The 16,282-nt window shown below is 63.1% G+C and carries 18 protein-coding genes; 6 read left to right on the top strand and 12 right to left on the bottom strand.

Features of this window, described 5'->3' with window-relative positions; genetic code table 11:
* Positions 1–2: 2 nt before the first annotated feature.
* The 3 genes from blaOXA to JT360_RS33465 form a co-directional block, all read right to left on the bottom strand.
* Positions 3–830, bottom strand: a complete 828-nt coding sequence (gene blaOXA / locus JT360_RS05955) for a class D beta-lactamase (protein WP_214470681.1) — start codon at positions 828–830, stop codon at positions 3–5.
* A 141-nt stretch (positions 831–971) separates the two neighbouring features.
* The gene (gene yidD / locus JT360_RS05950; RefSeq protein WP_214470680.1) at positions 972–1,343 is read right to left on the bottom strand and encodes a membrane protein insertion efficiency factor YidD; all 372 of its coding nucleotides are present in this window, start codon (positions 1,341–1,343) and stop codon (positions 972–974) included.
* A gap of 84 nt (positions 1,344–1,427) precedes the next feature.
* On the bottom strand, positions 1,428–1,586 hold the full coding sequence (locus JT360_RS33465) for a hypothetical protein (RefSeq protein WP_250888636.1): 159 nt from the start codon (positions 1,584–1,586) through the stop codon (positions 1,428–1,430).
* A 93-nt stretch (positions 1,587–1,679) separates the two neighbouring features.
* Here JT360_RS33465 and JT360_RS05945 point away from each other — a divergent pair, with 93 nt between their 5' ends.
* The gene (locus JT360_RS05945) at positions 1,680–2,594 is read left to right on the top strand and encodes a LysR substrate-binding domain-containing protein (RefSeq protein WP_214470679.1); all 915 of its coding nucleotides are present in this window, start codon (positions 1,680–1,682) and stop codon (positions 2,592–2,594) included.
* Here JT360_RS05945 and JT360_RS05940 read toward each other — a convergent pair.
* On the bottom strand, positions 2,591–3,037 hold the full coding sequence (locus JT360_RS05940; protein ID WP_214470678.1) for an iron-sulfur cluster assembly scaffold protein: 447 nt from the start codon (positions 3,035–3,037) through the stop codon (positions 2,591–2,593). The genes JT360_RS05945 and JT360_RS05940 overlap by 4 nt on opposite strands.
* 239 nt (positions 3,038–3,276) lie before the next feature.
* Here JT360_RS05940 and folE point away from each other — a divergent pair, with 239 nt between their 5' ends.
* The 3 genes from folE to JT360_RS05925 all read left to right on the top strand — a co-directional run bounded on the left by folE (position 3,277) and on the right by JT360_RS05925 (position 5,461).
* Entirely contained in the window at positions 3,277–3,912 is a 636-nt protein-coding gene (gene folE, locus JT360_RS05935) for a GTP cyclohydrolase I FolE (protein WP_214470677.1), read from the top strand.
* A 34-nt stretch (positions 3,913–3,946) separates the two neighbouring features.
* The gene (hisI, locus tag JT360_RS05930; protein ID WP_214470676.1) at positions 3,947–4,408 is read left to right on the top strand and encodes a phosphoribosyl-AMP cyclohydrolase; all 462 of its coding nucleotides are present in this window, start codon (positions 3,947–3,949) and stop codon (positions 4,406–4,408) included.
* 84 nt (positions 4,409–4,492) lie between these two features.
* Positions 4,493–5,461 (top strand): patatin family protein, encoded by a 969-nt coding sequence (locus JT360_RS05925; RefSeq protein ID WP_214470748.1) that lies wholly within the window; start codon positions 4,493–4,495, stop codon positions 5,459–5,461.
* A 72-nt stretch (positions 5,462–5,533) separates the two neighbouring features.
* On the opposite strand, the gene recJ is transcribed toward JT360_RS05925, so the two are convergent.
* From recJ to JT360_RS05885, 8 genes are all read right to left on the bottom strand, one after another.
* Positions 5,534–7,315: a single-stranded-DNA-specific exonuclease RecJ gene (recJ, locus tag JT360_RS05920; protein ID WP_214470675.1), complete on the bottom strand. Its 1,782-nt coding sequence runs from the start codon at positions 7,313–7,315 to the stop codon at positions 5,534–5,536.
* A 95-nt stretch (positions 7,316–7,410) separates the two neighbouring features.
* Positions 7,411–7,635 (bottom strand): DUF6434 domain-containing protein, encoded by a 225-nt coding sequence (locus JT360_RS05915; protein ID WP_214470674.1) that lies wholly within the window; start codon positions 7,633–7,635, stop codon positions 7,411–7,413.
* A gap of 72 nt (positions 7,636–7,707) precedes the next feature.
* Positions 7,708–8,691, bottom strand: a complete 984-nt coding sequence (glpX, locus tag JT360_RS05910) for a class II fructose-bisphosphatase (protein WP_214470673.1) — start codon at positions 8,689–8,691, stop codon at positions 7,708–7,710.
* A gap of 179 nt (positions 8,692–8,870) precedes the next feature.
* Positions 8,871–9,038, bottom strand: a complete 168-nt coding sequence (locus JT360_RS05905; RefSeq protein WP_214470672.1) for a Thivi_2564 family membrane protein — start codon at positions 9,036–9,038, stop codon at positions 8,871–8,873.
* A 67-nt stretch (positions 9,039–9,105) separates the two neighbouring features.
* On the bottom strand, positions 9,106–9,462 hold the full coding sequence (locus tag JT360_RS05900; RefSeq protein WP_214470671.1) for a hypothetical protein: 357 nt from the start codon (positions 9,460–9,462) through the stop codon (positions 9,106–9,108).
* Between the two features lie 128 nt (positions 9,463–9,590).
* Entirely contained in the window at positions 9,591–10,904 is a 1,314-nt protein-coding gene (locus JT360_RS05895; protein ID WP_214470670.1) for a homoserine dehydrogenase, read from the bottom strand.
* Between the two features lie 37 nt (positions 10,905–10,941).
* Positions 10,942–12,159 (bottom strand): LL-diaminopimelate aminotransferase, encoded by a 1,218-nt coding sequence (locus JT360_RS05890; protein WP_214470669.1) that lies wholly within the window; start codon positions 12,157–12,159, stop codon positions 10,942–10,944.
* A gap of 60 nt (positions 12,160–12,219) precedes the next feature.
* Entirely contained in the window at positions 12,220–12,612 is a 393-nt protein-coding gene (locus JT360_RS05885; protein ID WP_214470668.1) for a hypothetical protein, read from the bottom strand.
* A 98-nt stretch (positions 12,613–12,710) separates the two neighbouring features.
* Between JT360_RS05885 and phaC the strand changes: the two genes are divergently transcribed.
* Both phaC and JT360_RS05875 read left to right on the top strand, forming a co-directional pair.
* Positions 12,711–14,546, top strand: a complete 1,836-nt coding sequence (phaC, locus tag JT360_RS05880) for a class I poly(R)-hydroxyalkanoic acid synthase (RefSeq protein ID WP_214470667.1) — start codon at positions 12,711–12,713, stop codon at positions 14,544–14,546.
* 215 nt (positions 14,547–14,761) lie between these two features.
* Positions 14,762–16,009: a D-Ala-D-Ala carboxypeptidase family metallohydrolase gene (locus JT360_RS05875; RefSeq protein WP_214470666.1), complete on the top strand. Its 1,248-nt coding sequence runs from the start codon at positions 14,762–14,764 to the stop codon at positions 16,007–16,009.
* The last annotated feature ends 273 nt before the right edge of the window (positions 16,010–16,282 follow it).

The raw sequence follows: 16,282 nt of genomic DNA, 5'->3' as shown, positions 1-16,282 counted from the left end.
AACTATTTCACCAGCAGCGGCAAGTCCTTGAGGAACTCGGCGCGCGTCTTGAGACCCTTGGGCATGTCGGTGCGCATGCCGTCGACAGCGAGCCTTGCGAAGACGATCTGCCGGCCGTCCTTTTTAGCCCAGCCGACGAACCATCCGAGCGAGCGCTTGTCCCTGATCTTGTCGGCATCGTTGGCCAGGCTTGTGCTGCCGGTCTTGCCTTGGACGGTCCAGCCTCCCGTCTGGAATGTCGGGATGATGGCTGATGTCATCTCATATGCCTTGGCTGAAACCGGCAGCTTGCGAGCCAGCAGCTTGCGCAGGAAATCGACCTGCTCGACAGGCGTGATCTTGAGTGATGAGTTCACCCAGGAATGGGTCAACCCATCATCCTTGCCCGGATTGCCTGAAACATCCTTGTTGCCATAGTCGAATTTCGAGACATAGCCGGCAAAATTCTCAGCCCCCAGCCGGCGCGTGATCTCGCGGGAATACCAGAGGATCGAATCGCGTTCCCAGATCACCGGATCGACGCTTTTCCGATCCCGCTTCACCGCATTGAATTCGGGTTTGTAATCCCAGCTCGGCGTGTGCTCGTCGCTCAGGATCCCGGCATCATAGCCGATCAGCGAGAGCGGTACCTTGAACGTCGAGGCCGGGCTGAACCGCTGGTCGCATGTGCCGTCCTGGTAAAGCGTCTTGCCGCTCGCCGCATCGGCGATCAGCGTGCACTGCACATCCCCGAGCGGGGCCGATTGCGCGCGCATCGGAAATCCCAGCAGCCAGGCGAGCAGGAACAGGACTCCAGCCAGGATAAAAGGAAGACGGTCGAAATTGCGCATTTTCTGCTCGCTCCAGAAGGGGTGTTCGCGAGCGGCTTAGCGAGGTCTCTTGTCTCGATTTTGTCTCAAATGCGCAGTCTTTGTGCAGGCTTGCGTTAACCCTACCGGATCGTAAAAGCGACCCCTGGCGCGTCGGCACAATCAGCCCTGCGCTTGACCGTGCTTGCGGCCGATCCGCCAATACCTCCAGGGCATGAACCAGACGTAACGATCGGCCAGCACCTCCGGCACGAGGTCGATGCCGTGCGTGCCGAACGGCCCGCAGCGCAGCACGCGGAAGAATCCCATCCAGCCGCCGGCCCACAGGCCATGACGGGCGATCGCCTCATGCGCGTATTCGGAACAGGTCGGCAAATGCCGGCAGGAATTGCCGACAAAGCCGGACAGCGTCAGCTGGTAGAAGCGCACGAGCGCCGTGCCGAGAAGACGGCCCGGCGTCTTGCGCCAGGGGCCGGGCCAGTTGCGGCCGCGCCTTGGCGGTCGGGCGCTATGCGCATGCCCATGCGATTCCACCGCACTCTCCGTATCGCGTGTTCAACGCGATAGATGTGAGCTTCGGCAGAAGAACGCAATCCCCGCCCCCTATCCGCCGTGATGTCACGGGCGGGAACGGCGAAACGGCTGCCTGTCAACCGGAGGCGTCCGCCGCTCGGGACTTGCCGGCTCTTCGCTGCGCTTTGCATGATGCCTTTCGGCACGCCATTGAAACGTTGCGATCCGAATCACATCGCCGAAGATGTCCAGCAACTGGATCATGGTCATGTCTCCTTTGACGCGATTAGACCGCCGCTGGCCTTCGCCTTCAAACGAGTATAATTTCCGCTTCGGATAATCTTGGGTTATGCGAAAATGAAGCGCGGACGCCTGCCGTTGACGGCATTGAGGAGTTTTGAGGCGGCGGGCCGGCACTTGAGCTTCAGCCGGGCCGCCGAGGAGCTTTTCGTCTCGCAGGCTGCGATCAGCCGCCAAATCCGCGAACTCGAAACCTTCCTGCGCCAGCCCTTGTTCGAACGTCACCATCGCCGCGTCGAACTGACGGATGCGGGCCAGCGATTGCTCGCCCAATTGGTCAGAAGTTTCGACGCTATCGATCGGCTGCTGGGCGAACTCGTGGCCGCCCCGGCACAGTCCGTGGTTCGTGTCAGTGTCGAGCCGTCGCTCGCCTCCGTCTGGCTCGTCCCCCGGCTCAACCGGTTTCGCCAATTGCGCCCCGATATTGACGTGTCCCTCGAAGTCGACCCCAGGCTGATCGAATTCCGCGGCGATCAACCCGAGCTTGCCCTGCGCTTCAGCGCGCATGCAATCTCGTGGCCCCGCGCCGAGGCTGAGCGGCTTGCCTCGACAGTCGATTCCCCAGTTCTGTCGCCGGCCCTGCTCGCCTTGGGCCCTGCCCTCGAGAAGCCGATCGACCTTGCCCATTACACGCTTTTGCATGAGGAAAACCGCCAGGGCTGGGCACGCTGGTTCGAAGCGGCCGGCGTGCCGGCAGATGCCGTGCCCGCAAGGGGGCCTATGCTGGCAGACATATCGCTTTCAAAGCAGGCCGCCCTGCTCGGGCATGGTGTTGCGCTCGGCGATCTCTTGCAGATCGGTGGGGAAGTCGCATCCGGCGCGCTGATCAAGCCATTCGACATCGACGTCGCGTCAGGCGCCTACTGGCTGGTGGCCAGAAGTCTGCGCGATCTCTCGGAGCCGGCCTTGGCCTTCGCCGACTGGATTAGAAGTGAATTTGCCGAAAGCAGACGCGCTTCTGGCGAGGCCTAGGCGGCTTCTTCGGCCCGCTTCTTCTCGATCTGGCCGATGGCGTCCACCACGGCGTCGAAAGTCAGCATGGTCGAGGCATGGCGTGCCTTGTAATCGCGCACCGGCTCCAAATATCTGAGATCGCCGAAGCGTCCCTCCGGCGGCGCCCCATTTTCCTTCAGCATCTTCAGCATGGTGTCGCGCACCGAGCGCAATTCTTCGGCGCTAGCGCCGACGACATGCTGCGCCATGATCGAGGACGACGCCTGGCCGAGCGCGCAGGCCTTCACGTCATGGGCAAAGTCCGTGACCACGCCATCCTCCATCTTGAGGTCGACGGTAACGGTCGAGCCACACAGTTTGGAATGCGCCCTTGCGGTCGCGTCAGGATGATCGAGCCTGCCGATGCGGGCGATATTTCCGGCGAAGCCGAGAATTTTCGCGTTATAGACGTCGTTGATCATTATTTTCCAATCCGTCGCCGCCAAGCGAACAGCGATTGCCGCTGCCGTGTCTTCCTTTCGCTCGTCATGACCTTATATAATGCTGGCAGTCCGGTATCGACAAGGCGACGAGAGCCACTGTCCTGGCCGGGAAGTTCACGCCGCTTACGGGGCTGGAAACGGGGCGAGTTTCCGACACCGAAAGGTCGTGGTCCGTTCAACTCGTTCCTCCCTGGAGGGGAACTACGGGAGACGCCTTTATGGATGCCGTCATCAAGAAATTCATGCCCCAATCCGCCTATATGGAAAAGCCGGTCACCGACCGCCCGAGCGAAGCCGAAGTCGAGGCCGCCGTGCGCACGTTGCTGCGCTGGACTGGCGACAATCCTGACCGTGAAGGGCTGATCGATACGCCCAAGCGCGTGGCCAAGGCCTTCCGCGAGATGTTCGGCGGCTACGACATGTGCCCGGCAGATGAACTCGGCCGCACCTTCGAGGAAGTCGCCGGCTACGATGATCTGGTCATCGTCAAGGACATCCAGTTCCATTCGCATTGCGAGCACCACATGGTGCCTATCATCGGCAAGGCGCATGTCGGCTATCTGCCCGACGGCAAGGTCGTCGGCCTGTCGAAGATCGCGCGCGTCGTCGATATCTTTGCCCATCGCCTGCAGACGCAGGAAGCCTTGACCGCGCAGATCGCCGGCGTCATTCAGGATGTGCTCAACCCGCGAGGCGTCGCCGTCATGATCGAGGCCGAGCACATGTGCATGGCCATGCGCGGCATCCGCAAGCAGGGCTCCACCACGCTGACCTCCACCTTCACCGGCGTCTTCAAGGACACGCCCGAAGAGCAGGTTCGTTTCGTCACCATGGTGCGCGGCCTCGGGGCTTAACCCCCTCACCGGCATCGCTAGATAAGGACCGGCGATGTCGGTACTGGAATTTCCTAAAGCTCCGTCAGACAAGAAAGCCCTTGAAGAAGGTGCGGTGTTCTCACCGCGCTTCGATGCCAATGGCCTGGTCACCGTCGTTGTCACCGACGCCGCCGACGGCATGCTTCTGATGGTCGCCCATATGAATGCGCAGGCTTTGGCACTGACGCTGGAGACGGGCATCGCCCATTATTGGTCGCGCTCGCGCAACGCGCTTTGGAAAAAGGGCGAAACGTCGGGCAATCTCCAGCACGTCGTCGAGATGCTCACGGATTGTGACCAGGACGCCATATGGTTGCGCGTCAAAGTGTTGGGCCACGACGCAACTTGTCACACCGGCCGGCGTTCCTGCTTTTATCGGACGGTGGGGCTGATCGACGGCAAGGGGACGCTTGCCGACGACGGCAGCAAGCCGCTGTTCGATGCGGAAACCACCTATCGGAAACCACCAGCTTGAACCTTCTGCCTCGCACCAACCACACAGATTCATCATTTCGATACGGCCCGCCCGTATATTAGTTTTGGGACAAGGGAGATCATGATGCTCGAGTGGGCGTCATTGCGTAACAGACCGGATGTCAGGGAGGCCAACGGCGTGTCCTCCCCCGGCGGCGCGTCCGAAACGAAATCTGGAAAAACAGGAATTTCGCTGGCGCTCGGCGGTGGTTGCGCCAGGGGCTGGGCTCATATCGGCGTGCTGCGCGCGCTCGATGAAGCCGGCATCGAAGTTTCTATGATCGCCGGCACCTCGATCGGCGCACTGGTCGGCGGCTGTTATCTTGCAGGCAAACTGGATGAGCTGGAAGAGTTCGCCCGCAGCCTCACCAGGCGGCGCCTTTTCGGCCTGCTCGATCTCAATTTGCGCGGCAGTGGGCTGTTCGGCGGCATGAAGCTGGATGCTCGTCTGCGCGAACATGTGGCCGGCATTCGTTTCGAGGATCTGGCCAAGCCGTTCGTCGCGGTCACGTCCGAAATCCGCACCGGCCACGAGATCTGGCTGTCCAGCGGGTCCTTGATCACGGCCATGCGCGCCTCATACGCACTGCCTGGCGTGTTCGAGCCAGTGAATTGCAACGGCCGCGTGCTGGTCGATGGAGCGCTGGTCAATCCGGTGCCGGTGTCGGTCTGCCGTGCCTATGAGCAGCCGCTCGTGGTGGCGGTCAACCTCCACTACGACCTGTTCGGCCGCGCCGCCGTGATAAAACACAGCGCCGGCGAGCTGGTCATCGAAAAGGACGCGCCGCGCCCAGGCCAGCTGAACCCAGAGCATCAATCCCATCAGACGCGGCTTGGCATAACCGGCGTCATGGTCGAGGCCTTCAACATCATTCAGGACCGCATCTCGCGCGCCAGGCTTGCCGGCGATCCGCCCGACATGTCGCTGCAGCCCAAGCTCAGCCATATCGGCCTGACCGAGTTCCACCGTGCCGACGAGGCGATCCAGATCGGCTACCAGGCGACGATGGCGCAGATCGGCGAACTGACCCGGCTTCAGACGGTTCTCGCGTAGAATATTTCCATCGTTTGAAAGGCGCCGCTGCATCCCCGCATTGACGGAGATGTCGCGTTGCTTCGCGCGCGACTATGCCCGCGCCGCATCGATCATGCGAAACTGCACGGTGCGGTTGCCGTTCCAGTGATTGCCCGACAACGAGCCGGCGACGTGCACGGTCTTGCCCCGGTTCTTGAACAGGAATTCGCCAAGTGCGGTGTCGATAGCCCGAAACGCGATCGCCTGGATGCGGCCGCCGCTCTCCGACTGCAATTCGCAGCGGATATGGTTGGTGCCGACCGGCCGGGCGTCGGCCAGCCTATGGCGCGGCAGCGCGAAAACCGGCGCGACATGTCCGGCGCCGAACGGTCCCGCCTTTTCCAGCGCATCGAGCAGGCCGAGCGTCGCGCCTTCCGCGGCAAGCGCGCCGTCGATTGCCAGGCTCTCCTCATCCTGCAGCCGAAACACATCGGCAGCCGCCCGTTCCTCGAAGAACGCCCTGAGCTCGCCGAGCCTGGCGCGTTCAACTGTGATGCCGGCCGCCATGCCATGGCCGCCGCCCTTGACGATCAGTCCGGCGATTGCGGCTTCGCGAACCAGCTTCCCCAAATCGAAGCCCGACACCGAGCGGCCCGAGCCGGTGCCGGTGCCATTGGCGTTGAAAGCGATGGCGAAAGCCGGCCGGCGCGCATGATCCTTCAGCCGCGAAGCAAGCAGGCCGACAATGCCCGGGTGCCAATTGTTGCTGGCGGTGACGACGATCGCCGGACCGTTGCCGCCGGCAAGCTCGGCATCGGCTTCCGCACGCGCCGCGGCCAGCATCTCCTGCTCCATCAGCTGCCGCTCCTGGTTCAGCCGGTCAAGCGTCTCGGCGATGGTCCGCGCCTCGACCGGATCGTCTGTCGCAAGCAGCCGGCTGCCGAGAGCGGCATCGCCGATGCGGCCGCCGGCATTAATGCGCGGGCCGATCAGATAGGCGAGATGGAAGGTGCTGATCGGCTCGCCGATGCGGGAAACCCGCGCCAATGCCGCAAGCCCTTCATTCTTCTGCTGGCGGGCCACCTGCAGGCCCTTGATGACGAAAGCGCGGTTGACGCCGGTGAGCGGCACCACGTCGCAAACGGTGGCAAGCGCCACGAGATCGAGCAGCGAAAGCAGGTCGGGCGGCATGGCGTCGCCTAGGCCGCGTAGGACCTTGGCAGTCTGCACCAGGGCGAGGAAGACCACGCCGGCGGCACAGAGATGGCCCTGCCCGGAAAGATCGTCGTCACGGTTCGGATTGACCACGGCAATTGCGGCCGGCAGGGCGCCGCCGACCTGATGGTGGTCGAGCACGACTACATCGGCGCCGGCCGCATTGGCCGCATCGACGGAAACGGCGCTGTTGGTGCCGCAATCGACGGTGACGATCAGCGTCGCGCCGCGCGAGACGAGTTCGCGCATGGCATCGGGATTGGGACCGTACCCCTCGAAGATGCGATCCGGGATGTAGATTTCCGACGGTACCGAGAAATGCGCCAGAAACCGCTTCAGCAGGGCCGACGAGGCGGCACCGTCGACATCGTAGTCGCCGAAGATCGCCACCTTTTCCTTGGCTATCACCGCAGCCGCTATACGGGCTGCCGCCTTGTCCATGTCGGTCAGCGAGGCCGGATCCGGCAACAGGTCGCGGATCGTCGGGTCGAGAAACCGCTCGGTCTGCTCGGCGGCAACGCCGCGTCCGGCAAGGACGCGCGCGACGACGTCGGGCACGCCATGGCCTTGCGCGATGGCAAGCGCGATCATGTCCTGCCGTTCAGTCAGCCGGTGCTCCCAGGAGAGACCGGTCGCCGACTGCCTGACATCGAGAAAGAGGCGCCGTTCGCCCATCATGCGCTTTGCCGACTCATAGTTGGCCGCAGAATAGGCCGAAGACGGGCAAAACCAAGCTTCACGGCGGCAGACGTCGCGGGACAATTCAAGAAAAACTACGCTTTCCGCTTTTCAGCCTGGCGCCGGATCCATTCGTCGGCTGCGTCCCCCATCGTCTTTTCCCGACCGTCCTTGAGCCAAGCCATGAAAGGCCTATCGAACTTGAACGCATCGCCGCATTCGCGGGTTAGAAAGCGGCGCACATTCTGGGTGTTGCGATAGGATTTCGTAATGGGAGTGGCACGCGAAATTGGATCCGCGTGCCAGTCGAACGCATTCATCGTCAGTCCTTGCGCGGCCAGGTTCAGATGCAGCCAATGGCTAGCAACTGCGGTGCGGCTTCGCAAGCGCGTCTAGAACTTGTCCAGATCCTGGTGCCGGGCCTTGATCTCCCGCACAGTCCGCGATGACGAGCGCAGCACGATCGTGTGCGTGGTGATGGTGGTGCGCCCGAACTTGACTCCGGCCAGCATGTTGCCATCGGTGACGCCGGTGGCCGCGAACAGCACATCGCCCCGCGCCATGTCTTCGGCGCGATAGACCCGCTTCGGATCGGAAATGCCCATCTTCGCCGCGCGTGCGACCTTTTCCGGCGTGTCGAGGATCAGCCGGCCCTGCATCTGGCCGCCGGTGCAGCGCAGTGCGGCCGCGGCGAGCACCCCTTCCGGCGCGCCGCCAGTGCCGAGATAGAGATCGATGCCAGTCTCGTCGGGATCGGTGGTGTGGATGACACCGGCGACGTCGCCATCGCCGATCAGCCGGATCGCGGCACCCGTGGCGCGTACGGCATCGATCAGCCTGGCGTGGCGCGGCCGGTCGAGAATGCAGGTGGTGATGTCGGACACCGCGACGCCCTTGGCCCGGGCCAGGCTGGCGATGTTCTCGGCCGGCGAGGCATCGATGTCGATGATGTCTTCGGCATAGCCCGGACCGATGGCGATCTTGTCCATATAGACGTCGGGCGCGAACAGCAGGCTGCCCTTCTCCGCGATCGCGATGACGGCAAGCGCGTTCGGCAGGTTCTTGGCGCAGATCGTCGTGCCTTCGAGCGGATCGAGCGCTATATCGACCGCCGGACCTTTGCCGGTCCCGACCTCCTCGCCGATATAGAGCATCGGCGCCTCATCCCGCTCGCCCTCGCCGATCACCACAGTGCCCTTGATGGCAAGGCGGTTGAGCTCCTGGCGCATGGCATCGACGGCGACCTGGTCGGCAGCCTTCTCGTCGCCGCGGCCGCGCAGCCTGGCGGCCGCGACCGCGGCCCGTTCGGTGACGCGCACCAGTTCCATGGTGAGTATCCGGTCAAGGCCGGCGACGATGTTCTGGGCCACATTCATTTCGGCAAATCCTCGTTTATAGGCCACCTCCCGCCGGAGGCGCGCCTGTTTTGTCAAACGAGCATGACAACGGCAAGACCTGCCGGGCGTTTTATCGAAAGGCCAGCAATATCAATCGATTGAACCGTATTCTCAACAAAGATTGCGGTTCGGTCGGCCCGTTGTCGACGCGACGCGCTTTAGAAAACCGCGAGATATTTGAGCAGCGAAACGATGCCGATGATGATGACGATGATCTGGACGAGTTGTCTCATTCTGGCATCGAGCGGCAGGCGCTGCACCAGATAAAGAACGAGAATGATAACGAGGAATGTGATCAGGATGCCGATCAGCACGGATGAAGCCATGGTGCCCTCCTTGAAATGATTTCCTGAAACGGGAAACGAGCCGGCGACGCCGGCTCAGTCCGGCGCGTCAATACCAGCGCCGCGACGTGTCGTTCGTCGACTGGCCGACGACGAAGCCGGCAAGAAAGCCGAGCAAGCCGATGACGCCGACCACGGCGGTCATCGTGCCCGGGTTTTCGCGGGCGACGTCCGAAACCGCCTGAGCCTGGCTGCGCAATTGCTGCGCGGTTCGCGTCGCGCGCACCGAGGCCGTGTCGTAGAAATCGGAAGCTTGCTCGCTGGCGTCGTCGAGCATTTCCGCACCCCGAGCCGCAATGCTCTCGTTGATCTTGCTGATCTCCTTGCGCAACCCGGCGATCTGCTTTTCCAGTGCTTTCCGGACGTCGTCGATCTGGGGGGTGTCGGGCTTGTTGGTGTCGGCCATGAAGCGGCTCCCTTGGTTGCTGACCAAGAGAACGGCGTTGACACGAATTCGTTCCGGTATCGCCCACCTGCCGGCGCAGGCCTTGGGGCCCACGCGATTCTACCTCTGCCCGGCGGCTCGTCGGGGAATTATCCCGCCCGCTCGATGCGGATGACCTGGGGCTTGTCGGTCAGGTGCCCGTCCTTGGTGATGCCGTCGACAGCCTTGCGCACGGCGGCCTCGGTGGTCTCATGGGTGACAAGGATCACCGTCTTCTGCGCCGCCGCCTCGCCGTTGACTGCATGCTGGACGATCGATTCCAGCGAAATATCATTGTCGGCCATGCGCTTGGCGATGGCGGCGAAGACGCCGATGCGATCATGGACGGTCAGCCGGATGAAGTAGCCGCCGGCATGGCTGCGCATCTGCGCTTTCTTGTACGGCCTCAGCTCCTTCGCCGGCCGGCCGAAGACCGGACCATGCTGGAAGCCAGGCCGGCTCTTGGCGATGTCGGCGACATCGCCGATGACGGCCGAAGCGGTGGCATTGCCGCCGGCGCCAGGGCCTGAAAGCAGCAGTTCGCCCAAGATGTCGGTCTCGATCGCCACCGCATTGGTGACGCCATGCACCTGCGCGATGACGGAGGCCGTCGGCACCATGGTCGGATGCACGCGCTGCTCGATGCCGCTTTCGGTGCGCTGGGCGACGCCGAGCAGCTTGATCCGGTAGCCGAGATCGCCTGCCGCGCGGATGTCGGCCTGGGAGATGTTGGAAATGCCTTCCATATAGATGTCGTTGGCGGCGATTTTCGTGCCGAAGGCAAGACTGGTCAGGATCGACAGCTTGTGCGCGGTGTCGTGGCCTTCGATGTCGAAGGTCGGATCCGCCTCGGCGTAGCCCAGCCGCTGCGCATCCTTCAGGCATGCATCGAACGAGATGCCCTCGGCCTCCATGCGGGTCAGGATATAGTTGCAGGTGCCGTTGAGAATGCCGAACACGCGGGTGACCGAGTTGCCGGCCATCGCTTCGCGCATCGTCTTGATCACCGGGATGCCGCCCGCCACGGCCGCCTCGTAGTTGAGCAGCACGCCCTTCTTCTCGGCGATCTCGGCAAGCGCCACGCCATGCTTGGCGAGCAGCGCCTTGTTGGCGGTGACGACATGGCGGCCGGCTTCGAGCGCCGCCTTCACCGATGACCGCGCCGGCCCCTCGTCACCGCCGATCAGTTCGACGAACACGTCGATATCGGCGGTCTGCGCCATCTGGACCGGATCGTCGAACCATTTCGCCGAACCGAGATCGACACCACGGTCGCGTTTCCGGTCGCGCGCCGAAACCGCTGAGACGGTGATGTCGCGCCCGCATTGCCGGGTCAGTTCCGCGGCCTTGTCGCGCAGCACCCGCGCCACCGACGCGCCGACCGTGCCAAGTCCGGCAATTCCAACACGCAGTGCTTCAGCCATGGAAGGCGACGTCCCTCAAATCAGATCGGAATTGTATTTATCGGTGGGCGGAAAGCGGCACCACATTGTTGGGCTGCTTGGCGCTGGTCGACAGGAAGCGCTTGATGTTGCGCGCCGCCTGGCGGATTCGGTGCTCGTTCTCCACCAGCGCCACGCGCACGAAATCGTCGCCATGTTCGCCAAAGCCGACACCCGGCGCCACCGCCACGTCGGCGTGCTCGATGAGCAGCTTGGAGAATTCGAGGGAACCGAGATGCCGGAAGGGCTCGGGGATCGGCGCCCAAGCGAACATCGAGGCCGCCGGGGCCGGAATGGTCCAGCCGGCGCGTCCAAAGGCATCGACCATCACGTCGCGGCGCTTGTGGTAGATGTCGCGCACTTCGGCGATATCGGCGCCGTCGCCATTCAGCGCATAGGCCGCCGCCACCTGGATCGGCGTGAACGCGCCGTAGTCGAGATAGGACTTCACCCGGGTCAGCGCCGAGATCAGCCGCTCATTGCCGACCGCGAAGCCCATGCGCCAGCCGGGCATGGAGAAGGTCTTCGACATCGAGGTGAACTCGACGCAGATATCGATGGCGCCCGGCACCTGCAGCACCGAAGGCGGCGGATTGCCGTCGAAATAAATCTCCGAATAGGCAAGGTCGGACAGGATGATGATGTCGTTCTTCTTCGCGAAGGCCACCACGTCCTTGTAGAAATCGAGCGAAGCGACCAGCGCCGTCGGGTTCGACGGATAGTTGAGGATCAGCGCCAGCGGTTTCGGGATCGAATGGCGGATGCCGCGCTCGACCGCCGGGATGAAGCCGTCGTCGGGCTCGACCTGCAGCGAGCGGATGACGCCGCCCGACATGATGAAGCCGAACGCGTGGATCGGATAGGTCGGGTTCGGGCACAGGATGACGTCGCCGGGCGCGGTGATCGCCTGCGCCATGTTGGCGAAGCCTTCCTTCGAGCCAAGCGTGGCCACCACTTGCGTGTCGGGGTTGAGCTTCACACCGAAGCGGCGTTGATAATAGGCGGCCTGGGCGCGGCGCAGCCCGGGAATGCCGCGCGAGGAGGAATAGCGGTGCGTGCGCGGATCGCGCACCACTTCGCACAATTTATCGACGATGGCCTTGGGCGTCGGCAGGTCCGGATTGCCCATGCCGAGGTCGATGATGTCGGCGCCGCGCGAACGGGCGCTGGCCTTGAGCCGGTTGACCTGCTCGAAAACGTAGGGCGGAAGCCGGCGGACCTTGTGAAATTCTTCCATGGCAGTTCCAGACATCGAAGGGCCCTGGACATCCAGGGGTGTTGGGCGCGCGCTATATACTCATTTGCAGGTAGGGTCGAGGGCGGGATCGCATTTGCCTTCGATCTGCTTCAGCGTCTGCGGCCCATGCTTCTTGGCCAGATCCGTCAGCGCCGCCTGATTGGTGACCTTTGGGGTGCCGCCTTTGGTGCCCTGCGCATTCTCGTCGGCCTTGAGTTCGGCGAGCTTGGCGTTCTTCTCGGCCTCGGTGAACTGCTTCGCCGCCACTTTCGGCGGGATGTTCAGGTTCGGAAAGGTGCCGGTATCCTTCGGGCCCGCATTCTCGGCCATCGGCACCGGACCGCTGGTGTTCGTGCTCGAACACCCGGCGATCCCCACGAGGACGATCGCCGCGCCGATGCGGCAAAAGCGTGCGGCACCAAAAAAAACAGTCTCGCCAATATTAATCGTCATATTGTTTCCTTGGCAGCCGAGGTAGAGCGAGATTGGACCCTGTCGGATGTCCCATGTTAATATGTCAAGAAAACGCTTCGGGAGGAACCCCGCGAACCATGTCCAAAACACCCGATTCGGGCAAAGCGGAAGATGACGAGCCTTCGACCGTCGAGCAATATCTGGTGAAGGACCCGGAACGTTTTGCCTTGAATATGGCGCGCATGATCGAGCAGGCCGGCAAGGCGGCATCCGCCTGGGCCGAGCCGCGCGAACGCGGCGAAGTGCGCGACCATGTCGCCGAGCCGGTGGTCGACATGGTCAAGACCTTCTCCAAGCTCAGCGAATACTGGCTTGCCGACCCGCAGCGCGCGCTCGAAGCGCAGACGCGGCTGTTCGCCGGCTACATGACCGTGTGGGCGAATGCCATCCAGCGCGTCAGCCCGAGCGCGGAGGGCACCGACGATGCCGTCAAGCCGGAGAGCGGCGACAAGCGCTTCCAGGATCCGGAATGGGGCCGCAACGCCTTCTTCGATTTCCTCAAGCAGGCCTATCTTGTCACCTCGCGCTGGGCGTCCGAACTGGTCGAGCACGCCGAAGGTCTGGACGAGCACACCCGCCACAAGGCGAGCTTCTACGTCAAGCAGGTGTCCAACGCCATCTCGCCGTCGAATTTCATCCTGACCAATCCGGAACTGTTTCGCGAAACCGTCGCCTCCAACGGCGAGAACCTGGTGCGCGGCATGAAGATGCTGGCCGAGGACATCGCCGCCGGCAAGGGCGACCTGAAACTGCGCCAGGCCGACTATTCGCCCTTCGAGATCGGCAGGAACATCGCCACCACGCCCGGCAAGGTGGTCGGCCGCAGCGACGTCGCCGAGATCATCCAGTATGATCCGGCGACCGAGACGGTGCTGAAACGCCCGCTGCTGATCTGCCCGCCATGGATCAACAAGTTCTACATACTCGACCTCAACCCGCAGAAATCCTTCATCCGCTGGGCGATCGAGCAGGGTCACACCGTCTTCGTCATCTCCTGGATCAATCCTGACGAGCGCCACGGCGCCAAGAGTTGGGAAGCTTACATCAGGGAAGGCCTGCAATATGGCCTCGACACGATCGAGAAGGCCACGGGCGAGCGCGACGTCAACGCGATCGGCTACTGCGTCGGCGGCACGCTGCTGGCGGCCGCATTGGCGCTGATGGCTGGGGAAGGCGACGACCGCATCAAGTCGGCGACCTTCTTCACCACGCAGGTCGACTTCACCTACGCCGGCGACCTGAAAGTGTTCGTCGACGAGGAGCAGGTCGCGGCGGTGGAAAAGTCGATGAACGAAAAGGGCTATCTCGACGGCACCAAGATGGCGACCGCCTTCAACATGCTGCGCTCCGGCGACCTGATCTGGCCCTATGTCGTCAACAATTATATGCGCGGCAAGGATCCCCTGCCCTTCGACCTTCTCTACTGGAATGCCGATTCGACCCGCATGGCGGCGGCCAACCACTCCTTCTACCTGCGCAACTGCTATCTCGAGAACAACCTCTCGCGCGGCACGATGGAACTCGCGGGCCACACGGTGTCGCTAGGCGATGTCACCATCCCGATCTACAACCTCGCCTCCCGGGAAGATCACATCGCGCCGGCACTGTCCGTCTTCCTCGGTTCGAAATATTTCGGCGGCAAGGTCGAGTATGTGATGGCGGGGTCCGGCCATATCGCCGGCGTCGTCAATCCGCCCGCATCCAACAAATACCAGTACTGGACCGGCGGCGAGCCGATTGGCGATTTCAACCAATGGTTAGCCAACGCAACCGACCATCCCGGATCCTGGTGGCCGCACTGGCAAAGCTGGATCGAGGCCAAGGACAACACCCGCGTGCCTGCCCGCAAACCCGGCAAGCATATGAAAACCTTGGGCGATGCCCCCGGCACCTATGTGAAGGTGCGTGTGTAACGGACTGTAATGTCTGGTGAGTTGACGGCCCGGTAAAAGCGGGCGAAATGGTGTCGTCAACCTTCAAGCGGCCGTAATTCGGCAATCCTGCAAAAATACTTCCAGGCTTGCGGATTTGACACAGGTCTCGTTTCCGGATCGGAGACAAAGGTCACCTCGACGCAGGCATCCTGGTTCTGCGCCAAGGACATACCGACCGGACATCGAGGGGGAATTTGACTTTGAAATCAGCAGGATGGAGCCTCGCAAAGAGAGAACGCCGCGCCATTGTGGCAGCGCTCTGCTCCGTGCTCCTGGCCTCCTGCACCTCGGCCGGCGACCCGACAATGTCGGTCGGAATGCCCGGCTACAACGCCTCCGCCTCGGACATCAATGCGGCCGCTACCGGCAAGCCGGTCGCCACCGCCGATTCGTCGTCGCAGACGACGACCACGCAGACGACCGTGATGAGCGAAGGCGATACGGCGCTTCCCGAAACGGTGGCCTATGTGCCTATCGCCAAGCCCGGAGCCGCATTTCCGCTCACGGTGCCGGCCGGCGCCGAAACGATCGCGGCACAAACGCCGCAATCCTTGCAGCAACCAAGCCAGACGGCGCAGCAGACCGACGCGGTCGCCCAGAAGATCGCCGCTGCCGATGCCGCCGCGACGGCGCCAAAACCGGCTGCCGCGCCGGCGATGAACAACCCGGTCTATGTGACCGCCAGTGAGGCGCCGCCAGCCGAGGCGCCGAAGAAAAGAGGCTTCCTCGCCTCGATGTTCGGCGCCACGCCCGCTTCGGCGACGCCAGCTCCTCTGGTCAATACGAAGACAGGCGAACAGCCGGCCGTACAGGCCAAGCCCGCGCCGGCGGCAAAACCGATCATCACGCTGGCCTCGGCCGATTCCACGGCAAAGCCGGTGCAACTGGCGTCGCTCGGCGGCGATGCCGGTCACATCACCGGCAGCGATGCCCTGCCCGGCGTGCGCCAGACGGCGCTGTTCGAGATCAAGCGCAAATCCGGCCTTGACGACGAAAGCGACGTCGACCTCAACGAGGACGAAGGCTCGGGCGGCTCCTATCAGGTCGCGTCCGCCGCCGGCATGGCTCGGCTGGCGCCCAACGGGCTGCTGAAGCAGAATGAGAGCGTCGACGTCGCTTGCCTGAAGCCGTCGCTGGTGCGTGTGCTGAAGACGATCGAAGGCCACTACGGCCGCAAGATGGTGGTGACCTCGGGCTATCGGGACCCGGCCCGCAACCGCCGCGCCAATGGCGCCAAGAATTCGCTGCACATGTACTGCGCAGCCGCCGACATCCAAGTGCCCGGCGTCTCCAAATGGGAGCTGGCAAGCTACATCAGGACCATGCCCGGCCGCGGCGGCGTCGGCACTTATTGCCATACCGAATCGGTCCACGTCGATGTCGGTCCCGAGCGCGACTGGAACTGGCGCTGCCGCCGCCGCAGCGGTGGCGACGACGGCTAGCGCTGCACGATTTGAAGGGCTGTGCATGTTAGCAGCCATGATCGTTCCGGCGGACAATTCTAAACTTTCGAGATTGGCCGAAGCCTCCTTTACTTCGTCATCCACGGGCGGAGCAGGAGCGAAGCTCCGTCGCGGAGACCCGAGGATCCATGCCGAAACCCTGGTCGAAGAGCGCAGCGGAGCAGAATTCCGCACCGCTGCGGAGTTCGAAGGTCGCGGCATGGATTCTAGGATCTGCGCAGCGTCGCTTCGCCCCTTGCTCCGCCCTAGAAT

Source organism: Mesorhizobium sp. dw_380, assembly GCF_018588885.1.
Taxonomy (GTDB): domain Bacteria; phylum Pseudomonadota; class Alphaproteobacteria; order Rhizobiales; family Rhizobiaceae; genus Mesorhizobium.
This window is presented reverse-complemented; position numbering and strand designations above follow the sequence as displayed.